This window comes from Methylobacterium sp. Leaf94 (genome assembly GCF_001426045.1).
Classification (GTDB): domain Bacteria; phylum Pseudomonadota; class Alphaproteobacteria; order Rhizobiales; family Beijerinckiaceae; genus Methylobacterium.
In genome coordinates, this window is sequence record NZ_LMRM01000012.1 from 204,215 (window position 1) to 225,562 (window position 21,348).

The 21,348-nt window shown below is 69.2% G+C and carries 14 protein-coding genes; 9 read left to right on the plus strand and 5 right to left on the minus strand.

The genetic code is table 11. From position 1 onward, the window contains the following. Window positions 1-59: 59 nt before the first annotated feature. Complete coding sequence (locus ASG63_RS09375) at window positions 60-1,214, minus strand: aminotransferase (RefSeq protein ID WP_056214889.1); 1,155 nt, start codon at window positions 1,212-1,214, stop codon at window positions 60-62. A gap of 753 nt (window positions 1,215-1,967) precedes the next feature. Between ASG63_RS09375 and ASG63_RS09380 the strand changes: the two genes are divergently transcribed. The 5 genes from ASG63_RS09380 (at window position 1,968) to zwf (ending at window position 13,053) form a co-directional block, all read left to right on the plus strand. After that, window positions 1,968-3,464 (plus strand): MdtA/MuxA family multidrug efflux RND transporter periplasmic adaptor subunit, encoded by a 1,497-nt coding sequence (locus ASG63_RS09380; protein WP_056214894.1) that lies wholly within the window; start codon window positions 1,968-1,970, stop codon window positions 3,462-3,464. A 4-nt stretch (window positions 3,465-3,468) separates the two neighbouring features. Then, entirely contained in the window at window positions 3,469-6,594 is a 3,126-nt protein-coding gene (locus ASG63_RS09385) for an MdtB/MuxB family multidrug efflux RND transporter permease subunit (RefSeq protein WP_056214898.1), read from the plus strand. After that, window positions 6,591-9,896 carry an efflux RND transporter permease subunit gene (locus ASG63_RS09390; RefSeq protein WP_056214902.1) on the plus strand — a complete coding sequence of 1,102 codons (3,306 nt, stop codon included), beginning with the start codon at window positions 6,591-6,593 and terminating at the stop codon, window positions 9,894-9,896. The genes ASG63_RS09385 and ASG63_RS09390 overlap by 4 nt, the downstream gene beginning before the upstream one ends. Then, window positions 9,893-11,389, plus strand: a complete 1,497-nt coding sequence (locus ASG63_RS09395) for an efflux transporter outer membrane subunit (RefSeq protein WP_156394130.1) — start codon at window positions 9,893-9,895, stop codon at window positions 11,387-11,389. Before ASG63_RS09390 ends, ASG63_RS09395 begins: the two co-directional genes overlap by 4 nt. Before the next feature lie 137 nt (window positions 11,390-11,526). Beyond that, a complete protein-coding gene (gene zwf / locus ASG63_RS09400) occupies window positions 11,527-13,053 on the plus strand; it encodes a glucose-6-phosphate dehydrogenase (RefSeq protein ID WP_082559239.1) in 1,527 nt (508 codons plus the stop codon). Here zwf and ASG63_RS09405 read toward each other — a convergent pair. The 3 genes from ASG63_RS09405 to ASG63_RS09415 form a co-directional block, all read right to left on the minus strand. Beyond that, window positions 13,033-13,851, minus strand: a complete 819-nt coding sequence (locus tag ASG63_RS09405) for a restriction endonuclease (RefSeq protein ID WP_082514003.1) — start codon at window positions 13,849-13,851, stop codon at window positions 13,033-13,035. The two genes, zwf and ASG63_RS09405, sit on opposite strands and share 21 nt — an antisense overlap. Before the next feature lie 363 nt (window positions 13,852-14,214). After that, window positions 14,215-14,709, minus strand: a complete 495-nt coding sequence (locus ASG63_RS09410) for a MucR family transcriptional regulator (protein WP_056214905.1) — start codon at window positions 14,707-14,709, stop codon at window positions 14,215-14,217. A 582-nt stretch (window positions 14,710-15,291) separates the two neighbouring features. After that, window positions 15,292-15,975 carry a class II aldolase/adducin family protein gene (locus tag ASG63_RS09415; protein WP_056214907.1) on the minus strand — a complete coding sequence of 228 codons (684 nt, stop codon included), beginning with the start codon at window positions 15,973-15,975 and terminating at the stop codon, window positions 15,292-15,294. Window positions 15,976-16,141: 166 nt separating this feature from the next. Here ASG63_RS09415 and ASG63_RS09420 point away from each other — a divergent pair, with 166 nt between their 5' ends. Then, on the plus strand, window positions 16,142-18,772 hold the full coding sequence (locus tag ASG63_RS09420; protein WP_056214910.1) for a bifunctional acetate--CoA ligase family protein/GNAT family N-acetyltransferase: 2,631 nt from the start codon (window positions 16,142-16,144) through the stop codon (window positions 18,770-18,772). 18 nt (window positions 18,773-18,790) lie between these two features. Here ASG63_RS09420 and ASG63_RS09425 read toward each other — a convergent pair whose 3' ends face one another. Next, entirely contained in the window at window positions 18,791-19,687 is an 897-nt protein-coding gene (locus tag ASG63_RS09425; protein WP_056214913.1) for a helix-turn-helix domain-containing protein, read from the minus strand. A gap of 582 nt (window positions 19,688-20,269) precedes the next feature. On the opposite strand from ASG63_RS09425, the gene ASG63_RS09430 reads away from it, so the two are divergent. From ASG63_RS09430 to ASG63_RS09440, 3 genes are all read left to right on the plus strand, one after another. Then, window positions 20,270-20,479, plus strand: coding sequence for a cold-shock protein (locus tag ASG63_RS09430; protein WP_055947623.1), 210 nt, complete (start codon window positions 20,270-20,272; stop codon window positions 20,477-20,479). A 134-nt stretch (window positions 20,480-20,613) separates the two neighbouring features. After that, a complete protein-coding gene (locus ASG63_RS09435) occupies window positions 20,614-20,976 on the plus strand; it encodes a DUF6481 family protein (RefSeq protein ID WP_274534727.1) in 363 nt (120 codons plus the stop codon). Between the two features lie 174 nt (window positions 20,977-21,150). Continuing rightward, window positions 21,151-21,345 carry a hypothetical protein gene (locus ASG63_RS09440; protein ID WP_055947626.1) on the plus strand — a complete coding sequence of 65 codons (195 nt, stop codon included), beginning with the start codon at window positions 21,151-21,153 and terminating at the stop codon, window positions 21,343-21,345. Window positions 21,346-21,348 lie beyond the last annotated feature (3 nt).

Consider the following 21,348-nt stretch of genomic DNA (forward strand, 5'->3'; position numbering starts at 1 on the left):
CGTCGGGATGTGGCCCCGGTCCCGTGCGCCCGCAAGCGCCGCCCCTGCGAACCCGCCCATCAGGCCGCCTGCCGCGCGACGGTGGAGAGCCGGTCGAGGGCCCGGTCGAGGACGTCGTCGGCCTTGGCGAAACACAGCCGCACGAGGTGGCGCACGGACGCATCCGGATAGAAGGCGCTGATCGGAATCGCGGCGACGCCGTGCCGGCGCACCAGGTCGTCGCAGAATGCGACGTCGTCGTCGCAGCCGAGGGGCGCGAGGTCGACGGTGAGGAAGTAGGTGCCGTGGGAAGGCAGCACCCGGAAGCCGCGTTCGGCGAGGCCCGCCGACAGGCGGTCGCGGGAGGCGGCGAAGCGCGCGCGCATGCCGGTGAAGTAGGCGTCGTCCTTGGCGAGCCCGTAGGCCACCGCCTCCTGCAGGGCGGGCGGCGTCGTGAAGGTGAGGAACTGGTGGGCGTTGGCCACCACCCGCAGCAGGGCCGGCGCCGCCATCACGAAGCCGACCTTCCAGCCGGTCAGGCCGAAGATCTTGCCGGCCGAGCCGATCTTCACGGTCCGGTCGCGCATGCCCGGGAGCGCCATCAGCGGGCAATGTCGTGCGCCGTCGAAGACGATATGCTCCCAGACCTCGTCACAGACCGCCACCACGTCGTGCCGGGTACAGAAGGAGGCGAGGAGCGCCAGATCCTCCCGTCCGAAGACCGTGGCGCTGGGATTGAGCGGATTGTTCAGGACGACGAGCTTCGTCCGATCCGAGAAGGCGTCCGCCAGGGCGTCCGCGTCGAGGCGGAACTGCGGGGGCTGGAGCGGCACGATGCGCACGACGCCGCCGGCCCGGCGCACCAGCGGCAGGTAGGCGTCGTAGAGGGGGGCGAACAGCACGACCTCGTCACCCGGCGCGATCAGGGCGAACAGGGCGGCGGCGATGGCCTCGGTGGCCCCCGACGTCACCATCACCTCCGCCATCGGCTCGAGATCCAGCCCCTGGTGGTGCGCGTAATGCGCCGCGATCGCCCGGCGCAGGTTGGGCAAGCCCATCATCGGCGGGTATTGATTGTCGCCGTGCAGCACGGCCTCGGCGGCCCTGCGCCGGACATCCTCCGGTCCCGGATCGTCCGGGAAGCCCTGACCCAGATTGATCGCGCCGAGGTCGCGGGCGAGGCCCGACATCACCGTGAAGATGGTCGTCGGCAGATCGGCGAGGACGGGATTCATGGAGAGCGGGGGTTCGGGGAAGGGGAAGGGCGCGGCAAGCCGTGGCGTAGCACGCCCCTTCGCCCCGGTGAAATGTGCGTCCTCGCACGCGGCCCGAACCACCTCCGGGCGGGTGGCCTGACGATTGTTGACTTTCATCAGCCATCACGTAACTCTCGACTCACGGCTGGAGCGGTGATTGCCAGCGCGGGACTTCGCCCCCTCGTTCCGTACACGTGTCGTCGCCGCTCCGGTCCTTCCCAAGAAGAGGTCGTCGCTTCCCCCAGCGGCGGCCTTTTCTCGTCTGTCGGAGGGCTGGCCGCGTAACCGGGCGCGTCTCGGCAGGGATTTCCGGGTGCCGGCGCGACAGCAATACGGTGGAAACGCGAAGGCCGCACTGGAGTCGCATTGGTTCCCTAGAGCGTCTCCCATGCCGTGCCGCGACCGCCTTCGAGACCTGGGACCGGCCGGGGTCGAGTTTCGCTTGGAGCAGATCCAGGGTCGGGCGAGACCCGCCGATGCGGGGCGCAGGGTGCGACGTCGCTCGATCCTGTCCCGGAGCGCCCATGGACCTTATGTCCTCCCCATCGGCAGCTCCTGCCGATCCGGCCAAGCATCGACTGGCCGAGCACCGGCTGGCCAAGCGTCGATCGGACATGCGCCGACCGGGCATGGGGACCGGGATTGCGTTGCGCCGGCGGCCGTTGGTCTCGTGAGAGCCTGCCGGTTCTTCCGCTCGCAACGCCGTCCGCAACACGCCATGATCGTCAGGCCATGAACGAAACCTCTCCCATCCGCACCGAGACAGCGCGCGAATACCCCGGGACGCTCCGGGACGACGCGCGTCCGGGCGATGTGCTGCCGCGCGAGTCGCGCACCGCACCACCGGCCCGTCGCAGCCGGGCGGGGCTCTGGTTCGTCCTTCTCCTGATCCTGGCGGGGGGCGGATACGCCGGATACCGCTTCTACCTCGCGCCGAAAACGGAGACCCAGGTCGCCGCCACGTCCGGGCGCGGCAAGGGAGCGGGTGGGCGCGGCGGCCATGGCGAGCCGGCTCAGGCGGTGGGCATCGCCACGGTCGCGGCGGGCGACGTCCCGATCGTGCTGGCCGGCCTCGGCACGGTCACGCCCCTCGCCACCGTCACGGTGCGCTCGCAGATCAGCGGCTACCTCACGGAGATCGGCTTTCGCGAGGGCCAGACCGTGAAGAAAGGCGATTTCCTCGCCCAGATCGATTCGCGCCCCTACGAGGCCCAGCTCGCCCAGTATCAGGGCCAGTTGATGCGCGATCAGGCCCTGCTGCAGAACTCGAAGCTCGATCTCGCCCGTTTTCAGCGGCTTTCCCAGCAGGATTCGATTTCGAAGCAGAACGTCGACACGCAAGGGGCCCTCGTGAAGCAGAACGAGGGCACGGTGGCGGCCGATCAGGCCCTGGTCGACCAGCAGAAGCTCAACATCACCTACACCCGCATCGTCTCGCCGGTGGAAGGCCGCGTCGGCCTGCGGCAGATCGACCAGGGCAACTACATCACGGCGGCCTCGACCAGCATCGTGGTTGTGACCCAACTGCATCCGATCTCGGTGGTCTTCACCCTGCCGGAGGACGACGTCGCGCGGGTGATGCGCCGCTTGCGGTCGGGCGCCAAGCTCATCGTCACGGCCTACGACCGGGGCGACACCAACGTGATCGCCACCGGCGTCCTCGACACGGTGGACAACCAGATCGACACCACCACCGGAACGGTGAAGCTGCGCGCGATCTTCGAGAACCAGGACGACGCCCTCTTTCCGAACCAGTTCGTCAACGCCAAGCTCGTCGTCGATACCGTGCGCGACGCCCCGATCGTCCCCACGGCGGCGATCCTGCGCGGGACGCCGGGCACCTACGTCTACCTGCTGCAGGGCGACGACAAGGTCGTCGTCCGCCCGATCAAGCTCGGCGAGGCGGATGGCCCCCGTACGGTGGTGACCGAGGGACTGAACATCGGCGACCGCGTGGTCGTGGACGGGACCGACCGCCTGCGCGACGGCGCACCGGTGCGCATCACCGAGGAGGCCGGCAAGGCCCGGAGCGCCCCGCACCGCGATCATGCGGCCGATGCGCAGGGCAAGTCGGCCGGTGGTCGGGGCGCGCCGGCGGAGGCTCAGAGCACGCCGGCCGCCGCGCCGGTGACGGAGGGGGCCAAGCCCGACGCCGCCAAGGCGGATGCCGTCGCGCCCGAGAGCCAGAAGCGCGAGCGCCGCCGGCAGCGGCCGGCCGAGGCGCAATGAGCCGATGAATCCGTCCCGCCTCTTCATCCTGCGGCCCGTCGCCACCACGCTGTTCATGCTGGCGATCCTGCTCGTCGGGATGGTGTCGTACCTGAACCTGCCGGTCTCGGCCCTGCCGTCGGTCGACTACCCGACGATCCAGATCCAGACCTTCTATCCGGGCGCCAGCCCCGAGGTGATGACCTCGGCGGTGACGGCGCCGCTGGAGCGGCAGTTCGGACAGCTCGCCAACCTCAACCAGATGACGTCGCAGAGCTCGGCCGGCGCCTCCGTCATCACCCTGCAGTTCAGCCTGGATCTCGCCCTCGACATCGCCGAGCAGCAGGTCCAGGCCGCGATCAACGCGGCGGGCAACCTCTTGCCCTCGGACCTGCCGGCCCCGCCGATCTACGCCAAGGTGAACCCGGCCGATGCGCCGATCCTGACCCTGGCTCTGACGTCGAAGACCCTGCCGCTCACCGAAGTGCGCGATCTGGCCGAGACGCGACTGGCCCAGAAGATCTCCCAGGTGGCCGGCGTCGGCCTCGTCAGCACCGGCGGCGGACAGCGCCCCGCCGTGCGCATCCGCTTCAACGCCCGCGCCCTGGCCGCCTACGGCCTCAACATCGACGACCTGCGCACCACGGTCACCAACCTCAACGTCAACACGCCGAAGGGCACCATCGACGGGCCGACGCAGTCCTATTCCATCAACGCCAATGATCAAATCCGCGACCCGAAGGCCTATGACGACGCGATCATCGCCTACAAGAACGGCGCGCCGGTCCGGCTCTCGGACGTGGCCGACGTGGTCAACGGTCCCGAGAACACCAAGCTCGGCGCCTGGATGGACGAGACGCCCGCCGTCATCCTGAACATCCAGCGCCAGCCCGGCGCCAACGTCATCAGCACCGTCGACAAGATCAAGGCGCTGCTGCCCCAGCTCCAGGCGACCCTGCCGGCCGCCATCGGCGTCACCGTGCTCACCGACCGCACCACCACCATCCGCGCCTCGGTGCACGACGTGCAGGTGGAGCTGGCGCTGGCCATCGGCCTCGTGGTGCTGGTGATCTTCCTGTTCCTGCGCAGCGTCTCCGCGACCCTGATCCCGAGCCTGTCGGTGCCGCTCTCCCTGATCGGCGCCCTGGCGGTCATGGACCTCTACGGCTTCTCCCTCGACAACCTGTCGCTGATGGCGCTCACCATCGCCACCGGCTTCGTGGTCGACGATGCCATCGTGGTGATCGAGAACATCGCCCGCCACGTGGAGGAGGGCGATTCCCCCCTCGAGGCCGCGCTGAAGGGCAGCCGCGAGATCGGCTTCACCATCATCTCGCTCACCGTCTCGCTGATCGCCGTGCTGATCCCGCTGCTGTTCATGGGGGACGTGGTGGGGCGCCTGTTCCACGAATTCGCGATCACGCTGGCGGCCACCATCATCATCTCGGCGGTGGTCTCGCTCACCCTCGTGCCGATGCTGTGCGCCCGCCTGCTGAAGGCGCACGTGCCCGGTGCCCCGGACCGGCGCGAGGGGATCGTCGCCCGCACCGCGCGCCGGGGCATGGACGGCATCATCGCCGCCTACGGCCGCATGCTGCGGGTGGTGCTTCGCCACCAGACGCTGACCCTGATCGTGACCCTCGGCACGATCGCGCTCACCGCCTACCTGTTCGTGGTGATCCCGAAGGGGTTCTTCCCGGTGCAGGATACCGGCGTCATCCAGGGCGTCACCCAGGCCGACCAGACCGTCTCCTACGCCGCCATGGCCGAGCGCCAGCAGAAGCTCGCCGCCGTCGTGCTCAAGGACCCGGACGTGCAGAGCCTGTCCTCCTTCATCGGGGTCGACGGCCAGAACGTCACCCTGAATTCCGGCCGCTTCCTCATCAACCTGAAGCCGCAGGATCAGCGCATCGCCCGCGCGCCCGAGATCATCGAACGACTCAAAGCGGCCACCACCGATGTCGCGGGCATCCGCCTCTACCTGCAGTCGGTGCAGGACCTCACCATCGATACGGCGGTGGGCGCGACCCAGTACCAGGTCATCCTGGAGAACCCGAACCTGACCGAGTTCGAGACCTGGGTGCCGCGCTTCGTGCGAGCGCTGCAGGCCTCCCCGCTGCTGATGGACGTGGCGAGCGACCTTCAGGCGAGCGGTCTGGCCGCCTACATCACCATCGATCGCCCGACCGCCGGGCGCTACGGCATCACGCCAGCCACCGTCGACAACGCCCTCTACGACGCCTTCGGTCAGCGCATCATCTCGACGATCTTCACCCAGTCGAACCAGTACCGGGTCATCCTCGAGGCCGACCCGGACCTGCACAAGACCATCGAGAGCCTGGACCACATCTACCTGCCGTCCTCCACGGTCGCCTCCGGCCAGGTTCCGCTCTCGGCCGTGGCCCAGGTGAGCGAGCGGCGGGCGCCGCTGCTGATCAGCCATCTCGGTCAGTTCCCCGCCACCACCGTGTCGTTCAATCTCGCGCCCGGCGTGGCGCTCGGCGATGCGGTGGGGGCGGTGGAGGCGGCACGCCGGTCGATCGACCTGCCGCCGAGCTTCCGCGTGGTGCCGCAGGGCTCGGTCTTCGCCTTCCAGTCGGCGCTCTCGAACCAGCTCTTCCTGGTGCTGGCCGCCATCGTCACCGTCTACATCGTCCTCGGCGTGCTCTACGAAAGCTTCATCCACCCGATCACCATCCTGTCGACGCTGCCCTCGGCCGGCATCGGGGCGCTGATCGGGCTCATGCTGTTCGGGCTCTCCCTCGACATCATCGCGATCATCGGCATCGTGCTGCTCATCGGCATCGTGAAGAAGAACGCGATCATGATGATCGACTTCGCGCTCCAGGCGGAGCGCGAGGAGGGCATGAGCCCGCGCGACGCGATCTACGAGGCCTGCATCCTGCGCTTCCGGCCGATCCTGATGACCACGCTGGCGGCCCTGTTCGCGGCGGTGCCACTCATCGTCGGAACCGGCGTCGGATCCGAACTGCGCCAGCCGCTCGGCATCGTCATCGCGGGCGGCCTCATCGTCAGCCAGGTGCTGACCCTGTTCACCACCCCGGTGATCTACCTCGCCTTCGATCGCCTGGAGCGCCGCCTCTCCGGCCGCCGCGCCGGCGGCGCCGACAGCGTCGAGGCGCTGCCGTGAACGTCTCCGAGCCGTTCATCCGGCGGCCCGTCGCCACCACGCTGCTGACCATCGGCGTGCTGCTCGCGGGCATCTTCGCCTTCCTGAAGCTGCCGGTGGCGCCGCTGCCGCAGGTGGATTTCCCCGTCATCCTGGTCCAGGCGCAGATGGCCGGCGCCTCGCCGGAGACCATGGCCACCACGGTGGCGGCGCCCCTGGAACGCCGCCTCGGCGCCATCGCGGACGTCACCGAGATGACCTCGACGAGTTCGCTCGGCTCGGTCCGCCTCGTGCTGATGTTCGGGCTCAACCGCGACATCGATGGCGCGGCCCGGGACGTCCAGGCCGCGATCAACGCCGCGCGGGCCGATCTGCCGACGGCCCTCCGGTCGAATCCCACCTACCGGAAGTTCAACCCGGCCGACGCGCCGATCCTCATCCTGGGCCTCACCTCGAACACCCTGACGCCGGGCCAACTCTACGATTCCGCCGCCACGGTGGTGCAGCAGAAGATGTCCCAGCTCCCCGGGGTCGGGAACGTCGACATCGGCGGCTCGTCGCTGCCGGCCGTGCGGGTCGAACTCGATCCCACGGCGCTCTTCAACTACGGCATCGGCCTCGAGGGCATCCGTGCGGCGCTCGCGTCGGCCAACGCCAACTCGCCGAAGGGCGCCATCGAGACGGAGACGCGCCACTACCAGCTCTACGCCAACGACCAGGGCCGGGTGGCGGCCGATTACCGCGACCTCGTGGTGGCCTATCGCAACGGCGCCGCCGTACGCCTGACCGATGTGGGCGCGATCGAGGATTCGGTGGAGGACCGGCGCAACCTCGGCCTGGTGAACGGCAAGCCGGGCGTGATCCTGTTCATCTACAAGCAGCCCGGCTCCAACGTCGTCGACACGATCCGGGGGCTGAAGGCGGCGATTCCGCAGGTGACGGCGGCGCTCCCGGGCGACATCGACCTCATGGTCACGGGAGACCGCAGCGCCACCATCCGGGCCTCCCTGGCCGAAACCGAGGAGACGCTGCTCATCGCCGTCGTGCTCGTCGTCTTCGTGGTGTTCCTGTTCCTGCGCTCGGGACGGGCCACGCTGATCCCGGCCGTCGCGGTGCCGATCTCCATCGTCGGGACCTACTCGGCGATGTACCTGCTCGATTACAGCCTCAACATCCTGTCGCTGATGGCGCTCATCATCGCCACGGGCTTCGTCGTGGACGACGCCATCGTGGTCCTGGAGAACATCCAGCGCCACATCGAGAAGGGCAGGCCCCGGGTCGAGGCGGCGCTCCTCGGCTCGCGCGAGGTCGGCTTCACCGTCATCTCCATGAGCCTGTCGCTCGTAGCGGTGTTCCTGCCGATCCTCCTGATGGGCGGCATCGTCGGGCGCCTGTTCCAGGAATTCGCCGTCACGCTCTCGCTGGCGATCCTGATCTCGCTGGTGCTCTCGCTCACCACCACGCCGATGATGTGCGCACTGCTCCTGCGGCGCGAGGCCCCCCACGAGACCGTGCGGCCGAACGGGTTCGTGCGCGTCCTGGAGGCCGGGTTCGACGGGATGCTGAGGGGCTACGAGCGCACCCTGCGCATCGCCCTGCGCCATCGTCGGCTGGTCGCCCTCTCGCTGCTCGCGACCGTGGGCCTGAACGTCTACCTCTACGTCATCGTGCCGAAGGGCTTCTTTCCCGAGCAGGATACGGGACAGATGATGGGCGGCATCCAGGCCGACCAGCGCATCTCGTTCCAGTCGATGAAGCAGAAGCTGGAACAGGCCACCGCCATCGTGCAGGCCGATCCCGCCGTCGACAGCGTCGTGGGCTTCACGGGCGGGCGCGGCACCAACTCGGCCAACGTCTTCGTGGGCCTCAAGCCCCGGGGTGAGCGTGAGTCGATCACCGCCGTGATGGCACGCCTGCGCCCGAAGCTGTCGCAGGTCGCCGGCGCCCGCCTCTACCTGTTCCCGCGCCAGGACCTGCGCATGGGCGGCCGGCAGAGCTTCGCCCAGTATCAGTATACCCTCCAGGGCGACACGGCGGAGGAGCTCTACGCCGCCGCGCCGAAGCTGGTGCAGGCGCTGCAGAAGAACCCGATCTTCGCCGACGTCACCTCCGACCAGCAGGAGGGCGGCCTCGAGAGCCGCCTCGTGATCGACCGGGCCAGCGCCTTCCGCTACGGCCTGACCCCGGACAAGATCGACAACACGCTCTACGACGCCTTCGGCCAGCGCCAGGTCTCGACGATCTACAACCCTCTGAATCAGTATCACGTCGTGATGGAGATCGCGCCGCGCTACCTCCAGAGCCCCGACACCCTGAAGATGCTCTACGTCTCGACCTCGGGCGGCAAGGCGCGGGGCTCGGCCACCACCAACGCGGTGGCCGGCACGGTGGCGGGCGCCCCGACCGGAGCCGCGGCGACCGGCGCCGTCGGCGCGACGGCGGCCGCCGACGCCAGTGCCGCCTCCATCGCCACCGATTCGGCCCGCAACGCCGCCGCCAACGCCATCGCGGGCGGCAAGGGCGGCGCCTCGTCGAGCGCGCCGGTGTCGAGCGCCAAGGAGACGATGATTCCGCTCTCGGCCTTCGCCCGCCTGGAGACCGGCAACGCGCCCGTGCAGGTCAGTCACCAGGGCCTGTTCGTCGCCACCACGATCTCGTTCAATCTCGTGCCCGGCAAGAGCCTGTCCGATGCCACCGCCGCCATCGAACAAGCCATCACCGACCTGCGCCTGCCCGCCACCATCCACGGCGAATTCGCGGGTTCGGCCAAGAGTTTCCAGGAATCGTCCTCACGTCAGCCCTTGCTGATCCTGGCCGCGCTGCTGGCGGTCTACACGATCCTCGGCATCCTCTACGAGAGCTTCATCCACCCCGTCACGATCCTCTCGACGCTGCCCTCGGCCGGCATCGGCGCGCTGCTGGCGCTTCTCGTATCCGGCACCGAATTCACCGTCATCGCGCTGATCGCGGTCTTCCTGCTCATCGGCATCGTCAAGAAGAACGCCATCATGATGATTGACTTCGCCCTGGATGCCGAGCGCACGCGCGGAGCCTCCCCGAAGGAGGCGATCTTCGAGGCCTGCCTCTTGCGCTTCCGCCCGATCATGATGACAACGCTCGCCGCGATGCTCGGCGCCTTGCCCCTCATCCTCGCCGGCGGGGAGGGCTCCGAACTGCGGCGGCCCCTCGGTATCGCCATCGTCGGCGGCCTGATCGTGAGCCAGATCCTGACCCTCTACACCACCCCCGTCGTGTACCTGTATCTCGACCGGCTGCGCCGCCGCGCGCCGGCGGCCGGCGCGGCCCTGAGCCCGGCCGAATGAGGCTGCGCCCCGGACTCTTCGCCCTCTTGGGCCTGCCCGGGCTCGTGTCCGGCTGCATGGTCGGGCCGGACTACGCGCGTCCTTCGGTGGAGACGCCCCTGGCGTTCAAGCAGGGGGGCACCCGCGAGGACAGCGCCGCCTACGTGGCGAGCCGCAAGGGCTGGCGTCCGGCCGCGCCCAATGACGGGGCCGAGCGCGGCGACTGGTGGCGGGTGTTCCGCGACCCCACCCTCGACCGCCTGATCCGCCTCGTGGATGTCGACAACCAGAGCCTGCGGGTCCAGGTGGCCGCCTACGAGCAGGCGCGCGCCTTCGTCGCCCAGGCCCGCGCCGCCCTGTTCCCCACGGTCACCGGCGCCCCCAGTGTCTCGCGGTCCCGCTCCCTCGGGATCGAGCGCACCAACGTCTCGCTCCAGGGTCAGGCCAGCTGGGAACTCGACCTGTTCGGCCGCATCCGCCGCAACATCGAGAGCGAGGTCGCCACGGCCCAGGCCAGCGCCGCCGAACTCGCCCTGGTGCGCCTGACGCTCCAGTCCGAAGTTGCGACCAATTACCTGACGCTGCGCTACCAGGATTCGCTCCAGCGCGTGCTCAACGAGAACATCGAAGGCTACAAGAAGAGCCTCGCGATCACCGAGAACCAGTACAATGCCGGCGTCGCCGCACGCTCGGACGTGATCACGGCCCAGACGCAGCTCCAGACCACGCAGGCCCAGGCCATCGCCATCGGCCTGCAGCGCGCCACCTTCGAGCACGCCATCGCACTCCTCGTGGGTCGGCCGCCGTCGGAGCTGAGCCTGCCGGTGGCGCCGCTCGCCGCGCGCCCGCCCGCCGTGCCGGTCGGCATTCCCTCGACGCTTCTCGAGCGGCGCCCCGACGTCGCGCAGGCCGAGCGCAACGTCCAGGCCCAGAGCGAGCAGATCGGCGTCGCCGTGGCGGCTTTCTACCCCACCGTGACGCTCTCGGCCTCCGGCGGCATCTCGGGCAACCCGGCCAACGGCCTGCTCTCCGCCGTCAACCAGGTCTGGTCGGTGGCGGCCGCCGGCACGGAGGTGTTCTACGACGGGGGCGCCCGCGCGGCGGCCCTGCGCATCACCCGCGCGGCCTATGACGCCAGCGTGGCCAATTACCGCCAGACCGTGCTCACCGCCTTCTCGGAGGTCGAGAACGGCCTTGCCGGCGTGCGCATCCTTGCCCGGCAGCAGGTGGCCCAGGACGAGGCCGTGGCCTCGGCCCGCCGCGCCGTGGAGATCACCCTGAACGAGTACCGGGCCGGAACGCAGAACTTCACCACCGTGGTCACGGCCCAGGCGCTCGCCCTGAACAACGAGGTCGCCGCCCTGCAGATCCGCCTCAACCGTTTCACCACCGCGGTCTCGCTGATCCGCGCGCTGGGCGGCGGCTGGGACGTGCGCAGCCTGCCGAGCGGGGAGGACCTCAAGGAAGCCCGCCTGCCGGTGGATTCGGGCCAGGCCGTCCGCACCGACGAATAGGGACCGGCCCCGCGTCCCGGTCGGGTCAGCCCATGCGATCCGGCACGACCTTGGCCGGAACGTCGCCGGGCGCCGCAGGTTGACGAGCGGATTTTGCCGGCGCGCCGCGCCGCAACCGTGAGTGGAGGCCGTGGGCCATGGACCAGACACCCCCCGCCAAAGCACCCGCCGCGACACCCGAGCATCAGCCCGTTCCGGCGGCCCCCCCCTGCACGCTGGTGATCTTCGGGGCCGCCGGCGACCTCACGAAGCGGCTGCTGATGCCGGCGCTCTACAACCTCGCGGCCGGCGGCCTGCTCGACCCGGCGTTCCGCATCATCGGTGTCGACCACAACGCCAACACCGACGAGGGTTGGCGCGATGCCCTCTCCGAGACGATGCAGTCCTTCACCACGGACCGGACGTCGGAATTCCACCCCGACCACATCGATCCCAAGGTCTGGGGCTTCGTCAGCGAACGCCTCAGCTTCCGCCAAGGGGACTTCACCGCCGCCGAGACCTTCACGGGCCTCGCTCAGGCGCTGTCCGGCAACGTCATCTTCTATCTCGCGGTCTCGGCCCGCTTCTTCGGCCCGATCGTCGATGCCCTGGGGGAGGTGGGCCTGCTGAAGGAGCAGGCGGGCGTCTTCCGCCGCGTCGTCATCGAGAAGCCGTTCGGCAGCGACTTTGCATCGGCCCGCGCCCTGAACGCACGCATCCTCGAGCAGGGCACCGAAAGCCAGTTCTTCCGCATCGACCACTTCCTCGGAAAGGAGACGGTTCAGAGCATCCTGGCGATCCGTTTCGGCAACGGCCTGCTGGGGCCGGTCTGGCATCGCGACCACGTCGATCACGTTGAGATCACCGCGGCGGAGACCATTGGGGTCGAGGCGCGCGGCGCCTTCTACGAGCCCACGGGCGCCTTGCGCGACATGGTGCCGAACCACCTGTTCCAGCTGCTTTGCATGGTGGCGATGGAGCCGCCCAAGAGTCTCGACGCCGAGGATGTCCGCGACGAGAAAGCCCGGCTCATCCAGGCGGTGCAACCGGTCCAGCCCGCGCAGGCGGTTCGCGGCCAATACGGGGCGGGTCAGGAGCACGGGCACGCGGTGCCGGCCTATCGCAATGAGCCCGACGTCGCCCGCGATTCCCACACCGAGACCTACGTCGCCCTGAAGCTCGCCATCGACAACCCGCGCTGGAAGGACGTTCCGTTCTACCTGCGCACCGGCAAGCGGATGACCGACCGCGTCACCGAGATCGCCCTTCATTTCCGGCCGCCGGCGCACTCGCCCTTCGCGACGCCGGATGCGCCCGTAACCCCCGACGTCCTGCGCTTTCGCATCGACCCCGAGCAGGGGATGGACATCGAGATGAACGCGAAGCGGCCCGGGCCACGCCTGGATCTCGGCCGGGTCACCGCCGCCTTCGACTACGGGGATTTCTTCCGGGAGACGCCGAGCGTCGGTTACGAGACGCTGCTCTACGATTGCCTCATCGGCGACGCGACCCTGTTCCAGCGGGCCGACAGCATCGAGGCAGCCTGGGCGGTGGTGGATCCGCTGCTCAAGGCCTGGACCGATGCGCCGGTGGAGCCCTACGCCGCCGGAAGCGACGGGCCGGAGGGCGCCACCGCGCTCCTGGCCGCGCAGAGCCATCGCTGGCTACCGCTCGGCGAGGGATGATCGCGGGGGACGAACCGCGCGTCGCTTGGCGCCGGGCGGCGGGGCGACCGGCGGCGCGGGCTGCAATTCGGCGAGGGCGTCGTGGTGCAGCAGCCGGACGCCGGTGGCGGCGGCGAGCTTGCGCGCCGCTGGGGTGAACCCGGCATTCGAGACGACCGCCGCCATGTCGGCGGACCAGTAGCGCATCGCCGCAGCGATCTCCTGCACGGCGCCGTTGCCCACCGGACGCCCGTAGCGCTTGCACTGGACCACGAGACGCGTCCCGGCCTGCTCCGCGACGATGTCTGCGCCCTGATCGCCGCTGGCCTGGGTGGCGCGCGCGTTCCAGCCTGCCTCGCGCAGACGTCCCGCGCAGTAACGCTCGTAGGCGATGCCCTCCTCGGGCGCCTCGCTCTCGTCCGGCAATTGCACTCCATCCGCCACCCGTTCGATGATGGCGAGGATGTCGTCCCAGGCTCCGTCGATCTCGTCGCCGCGGCCACGGGCCTCCAACTGCGGCACCACCGTGCGCTCGGCGAAGTAGGTTCGCTCGCGCTCCCAGCCGTCGCTGATCAGGTTGCCGTAGGCATCGACGAAGCATTCCTGTCGCCGCCGCAGGGCCAGGGTCGGCGCATGGGGGCGTGCGATCCTCCGGATCAGCCGGCGCAGGCGCCGCGGCCGGTCGAGATGGTGAAGGACGACACCGGCCCATGCCAGTCCGGCTCCGATGGCGCCGGGCTGCCCGAACCAGAGGGCGCAGCCCCCTCCGAGCACGGACGTCCAGAACAGGCGCGCCACGAGCTGCGATCGACCCGACATGTGGTGGTCCCAACCGGAAGAGGGCCGGGATCGTTCGACCCTCGACCGCGGTGGACCCGACCGTGGCAGCGGAGGGTTGCGCGTTCTCTAACGCCGTCCGGGTCGCGGAGGGGAGAAAGTGCTCCGGATGCCCGGAGATCTTGCGGGTTAGCGCGCCGGATCGACCTTCCCGCGGCATCGTGCCGGTTCGAATACCGACCCGATCTGTAAAACGCGTCGTTTCACCGGATCTGCCAAGATCAGTGCAGGAGCAGTCGACAAACTGTGGACAAGACGAACGAGGCCGAGGCGATGCGCCTCGGCCTCGTTCGTCATCCCTCCGGCGTCAATCGCGATCCGGCGCCAAGCCTGCGCGTCCTGGCGTCAGGCCTGAGCCGCCACCTTGGGCCGACGCCCGCGCGGAGCCGACTCCGCCTTGGCCTCGGTCTCGACGGCCACGCTCTCCTGCTTCCGACGCTGCTGGCCGAGACCCATGTTCTTGGCCAGCTCCGAACGGGCGGCCGCGTAGTTCGGGGCGACCATCGGATAGTCGCTCGGGAGGTTCCACTTGGTGCGATACTGCTCGGGCGTCATCTCGTAGCGCGTCCGCAGGTGACGCTTGAGAGACTTGAACTTCTTTCCATCCTCGAGGCAGACGACGTAGTCCGGCGTGATCGAGCGCTTGATGGACACGGCCGGAGTCAGAGGCTCCGCCTTCTCCTCGGTCCCGACCTGGTTGAGCTTGCTCAGGGTGGCGTGCACCGAGCCGATCAGCGCCGGCAGGTCAGCGATCGGAACCGAGTTGTTGCTCACGAATGCGGACACGATGTCGGCTGCGAGTTCGATGTAGTCCGGCAGGATTCCGTTCTCGGTGCTCATTCTGAATCTCTCGTTGCGTTCTGAATACCACCCACCCTGAGGGCGTCGTGCCGGTTGGGAGGTTTGGCTGCCGCGTCATGGTTGTGACTTGCTGCTTGCTATGATGAAGCAAAGCAAAAGGCAAGAGCCTCATCAGGTCTCGTATAGGTCGCATCCGGTCGATGTCTGGTGAACTGGAATAGACCAGCAACCACTGCCATTCCGACGAACTGGACTAAATTTGCGCGATTTTGCCTGTTCCTGCACGGACTGGGCGACAGGGTGCCCTAATGCCTCACGGTTCAGATCGGGGAACCGGAAAAATATTTTCTACGGGAGGAAATATGATCTCTTACAGACCAGGTCTGCATCGAAATTTGAGCTAAAGCGGACCTCTAGGGCCGATTACCGGCAGAGTCGGCCGGAGCGCTAAAATGGCTCTTGAATACAAAATCTAGACGCGAACCGGCTCGTACAGACTGTGGAGGCCGCGTGTTTTTATCCGCGGCCACGCGCGGACCTGCGTAAAAATTTACGCAGGTCCGCGCGGAAAGGTCCGGAACGGACGATTTCGACACCTGTCCCGGGCCGTGCGAGACCTGATCACCCGTCCGTTCGGCTGCGCGGACCGTAAGATTTGAACCGTTCCACCGTTCTCCAGATCTCGTCGTCTGGCAGCACCACGGGATTTCCGACCTGAAGCGCCACCGCATATTGGCGGCAGAGCGCTTCCACCTCCACCGCGAGCCAGAGGGCCTTTCGAAGATCGGTTCCGACGGCAATCATGCCGTGATTGGCCAGGAGGCAGGCCATCCGTCCCTCCAGGGCGTTGAGGGCCGCCGCCGACAGGGCTTCGGTGCCGTAGGGCGCGTAGGGGGCACAGCGCACGGTCGGTCCGCCGGCCGCCGCGATCATGTAGTGCACCGCCGGAATGTCCTGCCCGCAGATCGCGAAGGCGGTGCAGTGGGTCGGATGCGCGTGGACCACCGCGTTCACCTCCGGACGTGCCGCGAGGATGTCGCGGTGGAAGCGCCACTCGGAGGAGGGGGCGAGCGGGTGCGCGAAACCGCCGTCGAACCGCATCGCCACGAGATCCTCCGGCCGCAGCGTCTCGGCCGGAATGCCGGACGGCGTGACGAGGAAGCCGTCGCCCGCCCGCACCGACACGTTGCCGGAAGTGCCCTGGCTCAGACCGAGCGTGAGAAGGTCGCGCATCGCGGCGACGATGTCGGCACGGATCGCTCCGTCCGTCGATTCGGTGGCGGGAGAGTGAGGCTGGGACGGCATGCGGGTCTCCGGACGCGAACGCCCTACCGGTCGGGCGCAGGCGGTCTATAACACCGCCTGCCGGACGCGTTCGCGATCCGACCCGGTTACCAAGCCGGCGACGCTCCTGCTGCCGGGACGGTTCAGGAGCGACCGCCCCGTCACCCGAGCAGAGGCAGGTCGGCCGATGAGTACGTACCGCTTCGAGGCGTTGGTCGCCCCGCGCGCGATCGCCCTGGTCGGTCTCGATGCCGGGCCGGATGGGCTGGCCGAGGCGGCCCTGGCCAATCTCCGTCGCGGCGGCTTTCCGGGGCCGATCCATTGCCTCGGCTCCGATGCGGCCGCCGGTCAGATTCCACGCTTCGCCGACCTTCCCGTTGCGCCGGACCTCGTCATCCTGGCGACCCCGGCCGAAGCGATTCCTGAGCAGATCGCGGAGGCCGGGCTGCGCGGCGCGGCCGGTGCCGTCATCCTGACGCCGGATGTCGGCGATGCGGTCTGCGAGGCGGCTCGGGCGGAGGCGCGCCGCCACGGCCTGCGCCTCCTCGGGCCCGGCAGCATCGGCCTCTCCGTTCCCGGCGCCCACCTCGATGCGAGTCTCCTGGCCCGGCCCCCCAAGGCCGGCGACCTGGCGCTGGTCTCGCAGTCGGGCACCGTCGCCGCCGGCATCGTCGAATGGGCGGCCCGCCGGGACGTGGGCTTCTCGGCGGTGCTGTCCCTCGGCATCGCCTGCGATATCGACGTCGCGGATTGCCTCGACCACTTCGCGGCCGACATCCGCACCCGGGCGATCCTGCTTTCCCTCGATGCGGTCGTGGATGCGCGCAAGTTCATGTCGGCGGCGCGGGCGGCCGCGCGCGCCAAGCCGGTCGTGGTGCTCCGAGCGGGGCGCCACCGGGCTCCGGCCCGGCACGCCGCAACCCATACGGGCGCGCTCGCCCGGCCCGACACCGTCTACGAGGCGGCCTTCCGCCGCGCCGGACTGCTCGCGGTGGAGAGCCTGGATGCGATGTTCTCCGCGGTGGAGACGCTCGGGCGCCAGCGTCCCTTCCCGGGGCATCGCCTCGCGATCCTGGGCAACGGACGCGGGATCGGCGCCCTGGCGGCCGACCGGCTCGCGGATCGCGGCGGCACCCTGGCGGCGGCCGGGACGCTCGGCAATCCCGTCGATCTCGGCGTCGCCGCCGGACCGGAGGCCTATGCCGACGCCCTTGCGCCGCTGCTGGCGGATCCGGGCAACGACGCGGTGCTCGCCGTCCACGTGCCCACGGCCCGCTCGGACGGCACGGAGGTCGCCGGAGCGATCGCCGACACCGTGACCCGGATCCGTCGGAACGGCGCACGCAAGAAGCCGGTCTTCGCCGTGACGATCGGTGAGGAGGCCGAGGCGGTCGGACGCCTCGCCGCCGCGGGCATTCCACGCTTCTCCACCGAGGACGCCGCCGTCGAGGGTTTCCTGCACCTCGTGCGCTATCGCGAGGCGCAGGACGACCTGATGCGCACGCCGGATTCGCTGCCGCGCGACTTCTCGCCGGACGTCGAGGCGGCCCGCGCCGTCGTCGCACGCGCCGTGGCCCAGGGGCAGACCTGGCTCGACCCCGTCGCCGTGGCCGACCTCCTCGCCGCCTACCGCATCGACAGTGTGCCGCTGGCGCTGGCGCCCGACATCGATGCGGCCGCGACGGCCGCATGGCCCATCATCGCGCAGGGCGGCGCCGTGGCGCTCAAGGTCGTCTCGCCCGACATCGTGCACAAGTCCGACGTCGGCGGCGTGCGCCTCGATCTCACCAGCGAGGCCGACGTGCGGGCGGCCGCCGCCGACATCCTCGCCCGGGCCCGGCGGCTGGCGCCGGAGGCGCGGATCACCGGTTTCGCGGTCCAGCCGATGATCCGGCGCGGCAAGCAGCGCGAGCTGATCGCCGGGCTCGCCGAGGACCCGACCTTCGGGCCGGTGGTGGTGTTCGGGCGGGGCGGCACGGCGGTGGAGGTCATCGACGACCGGGCCCTCGGCCTGCCCCCCCTCGACCTGCGCCTCGCCTCGGAGCTGATCGACCGGACCCGCGTCGCCCGGCGTCTCGCCGCCTATCGCGACGTGCCGGCGGTGAACCGCCACGCGGTGGCGCTGGTCCTGGTGAAGCTGGCTCAACTGGCGGCCGACTGTCCCGAGGTACGCGAGCTCGACATCAATCCGCTCCTCGCCGATGAGACCGGCGCCCTCGCCCTCGATGCCCGCGTGATGGTGGCGGCCGAGACCGCGGCCGGCCGCCGCGCCCGGGGCGCCTACCATCCGCGCTTCGCGATCCGACCCTATCCGGTGGAGTGGGAGCGCACCCTCCACCTCCGGGGCGAGACCGTCACGGTAAGGCCGGTGCGGCCGGAGGACGAGGCGCTGTTCCTCACCTTCTTCCAGTCGGTCAGCGCCGAGGACCTGCGCCTGCGCTTTTTCGCACCGGTGCGGGACTTCAACCACGCCTTCCTCGCCAAGCTCACGCAGCTCGACTACGCCCGCGCCATCGCCTTCGTGGCGATCGACGCGGCCACCGGAATGATGCTCGGCGCCGTCCGTCTCCACGCCGATGCCAACCATGAGAGCGGCGAATACGCCATCCTGATCCACGGCGACCGGAAGGGAACAGGCCTCGGCCACGCCCTGATGAGCCTGATGATCGACTGGGCCCGGGTTGAGGGGCTCTCCCGGGTCGAGGGGACGGTCCTGCGCGAGAACCGACCCATGCTCGCGGTCTGTCGCCAGCTCGGCTTCACGGTCCGGCCCGACACGGAGGATGGCGCCGTGGTCAAGGTCGCCCTCGCCTTGTAGCGCGTCCGCCGATCCGCTTCACGCCCGCTCGCTGATCCGCCGGACGCCGCCGGGATCGGCCCTGGCGCTGAACTGCGACGGCGTCATCCCGTAATGCTGCCGGAAAAGCCGGCTGAGCTGGGCCGAGCTGCGAAACCCAACCGCCTCGGCGAGCACGGCGATGGGGTGCGGTTGCGCCGGCGCGCTGAGCGCCGCCTTGATGCGCTCCAGCCGGGCGGAGCGGATGAAGCACTCGACGCCGCCGACGGGCTGGAACATCGCGAAGAGCCTGGAGCGCGAGGCGCCGATGCTGCGCGCGACCTCCGCGGCGCTCAGGTCGGGATTGCCCAGATTCGCCTCGATATAGAGACGGGCCTTCTGGTGCAGCCGCGCCGGATCGCTGAGGGACGTGCCGTGACCCAGGGCGGCGGTGATGGCCTGGGCCATCAGAGTCGCGGTCTGGGCGACGGCCTCGGCGTCGAGGGCGGTCCAGTGCGGCAGGCGGTCGCGCAAGCGCAGGAGATGGGCGGTGTAGGGCGCGGCGATGTCCGGCGGAATGACGAGGCCGTGGATCGCATCCAGGGGGCCGAACCAGCGGCGGGCGAAGGCGCGCGGCATACCGACGAAATTGCGGCGTTGCCGAGGGATGTCCGGAGCGTCGCGGATGAGCACGGGCCGGGAGAAGTCGATGGCGTAGACGGACCCGGCCCCGGTCCGCACGTCACGGCCATCGAAGTTGGCGACGATGTCGCCGGTCTCGACATGTTGGAGAACGATCGCGTCGAGGCCATCGAAGCCGAGCTTCTGCGCCGTCCGGTGAAAGAGGAACGGAACGCCGTCCATGAAATGAAACCGCAGGTGTTCCGACCAGAAACTGGTGATTTCCACGTGGAAGGGCGTCGCCAGGGGCGTCACCAGCGCAGAGCTGGCAAACATCAATTGATAGATCTGAGCGGCGTCTTCCTGAGGGTGATCGCCGCTTGAGAACTGCACGCTCCGGAGTGGGAAAGTCCCGTCTGGAGGGTGTTGGACGGATGGCGAAGCGTGCAAGGCCGGGTCACGACTGTTGGGCGCGGGATCGATGTCGTTAATAGGAATGGCGTCATCTGGTTCCGCCCCGGCGACCGGATCCTACGGCGGGCCGCGGCCCTGCCGGAGGCGCTGCGGTCGGCACGACCCGCGCCCACGGATCTGGACCCCACGGACCCCATGCGAACGATGCCCCGGGACCAGAATCTCGAGGGGATATTCCGCGAAGAAAGCGAGAGATACACCCGGCCGGCACAGATATTTCGGCCGCGGAATTTGCGTCCCGTACCGCGGGATTTGAAATTCGATTTGCTAATCGGCCGCGAAGCGCGTAGAGATTAGCCATCAATTCAACGGCTGAACCTCGATGGCGCGGTTTCGTTATGAAATCGTGTGCCAGAGAACTCTGTCTTGAACTGATGACGGAGACGGCCGCGCATGATCGCGTGGACCTCCGGTAGATGAAGCCCGCAAGGGCGAAGGAATACGATGGCTGTCGGTACTGTTAAGTGGTTCAACGAGACAAAGGGTTTCGGTTTCATCCAGCCGGATAACGGCGGAAGCGACGTGTTCGTGCACATCTCGGCCGTCGAGCGCGCCGGCATGCGCGGCCTCGCGGAAGGCCAGAAGGTCTCCTACGAGATGGAAACCGACAAGCGCAGCGGCAAGCAGTCCGCCGGCAGCCTCCAGACCGTTTGATCACGGCGGGCTCCCGTGTGGAGCCCAACCTGTTTCGAGAGCCGCTTCCCGGATGGGAGGCGGCTTGCTTGTGTTCTGAGACCCGATTCCAGGGGAGCGCGCCGTCGGCGGCCTCCCGCATGACAGGATCCTGTGTGAGCCAATTCAACCCGAACTCGATGACCGACCGCCTCAAGGCCGCGACCGAAGCCCGTGCCGCGGCGCTGGCCCGCTTCCGTGACCGCCCGGCCGCGGATGATCCGGTCGTGGTCGCCCGCAAGGCCGAGCGGGCTCAGATCGCCCGGGAGCGCGAGATTCGCGTCGCGGCCCGCGAGCAGGCCCGGCTCGAGGCCGAGGCGCAGCGCGCCGCGGAGGCCGAGGCCGAGCGCGAGCGTCAGGCCGCCGAGGAAATTCGCGCCGCCGAGGAGAAGGTGGCGCAGGCCGCTGCCGCACGCCTGGAGCAGAAGGCTCAGCGCGATGCGCGCTACGCCGCCCGCAAGGCCAAGGCGCGCCGCTGACGGTTTCCGTCGCCGGGATCGTTCGATCCCGCGACCCCACGGCGGATTCGGCGCGGATCCGCCCGACGGTTCCGTCCCTCGGGACGAGACCGCATCACCGGGGCCGCCGCGACGGGCGGGCCCACCTCAGGCGCGACGTCAGTCCGCCGAACCTCCACTGAGGAGACAAGCGCCATGTCCCACAAGTTCAAGATCGGCCAGCGCGTGCGTCGCGCCCAGATCGGCTACACCGCCCCGAAGAGCGATATCTCCGACGTCTTCGAGATCGTCCGCCTCGTCCCCGAGGATCAGACCGGCGAGCCGTTCTACCGGATCAAGTCCGGGAGCAGCGAGCGCGCGGTGCGCGAAGGCGAGATCACCGAGGCCTGAGCG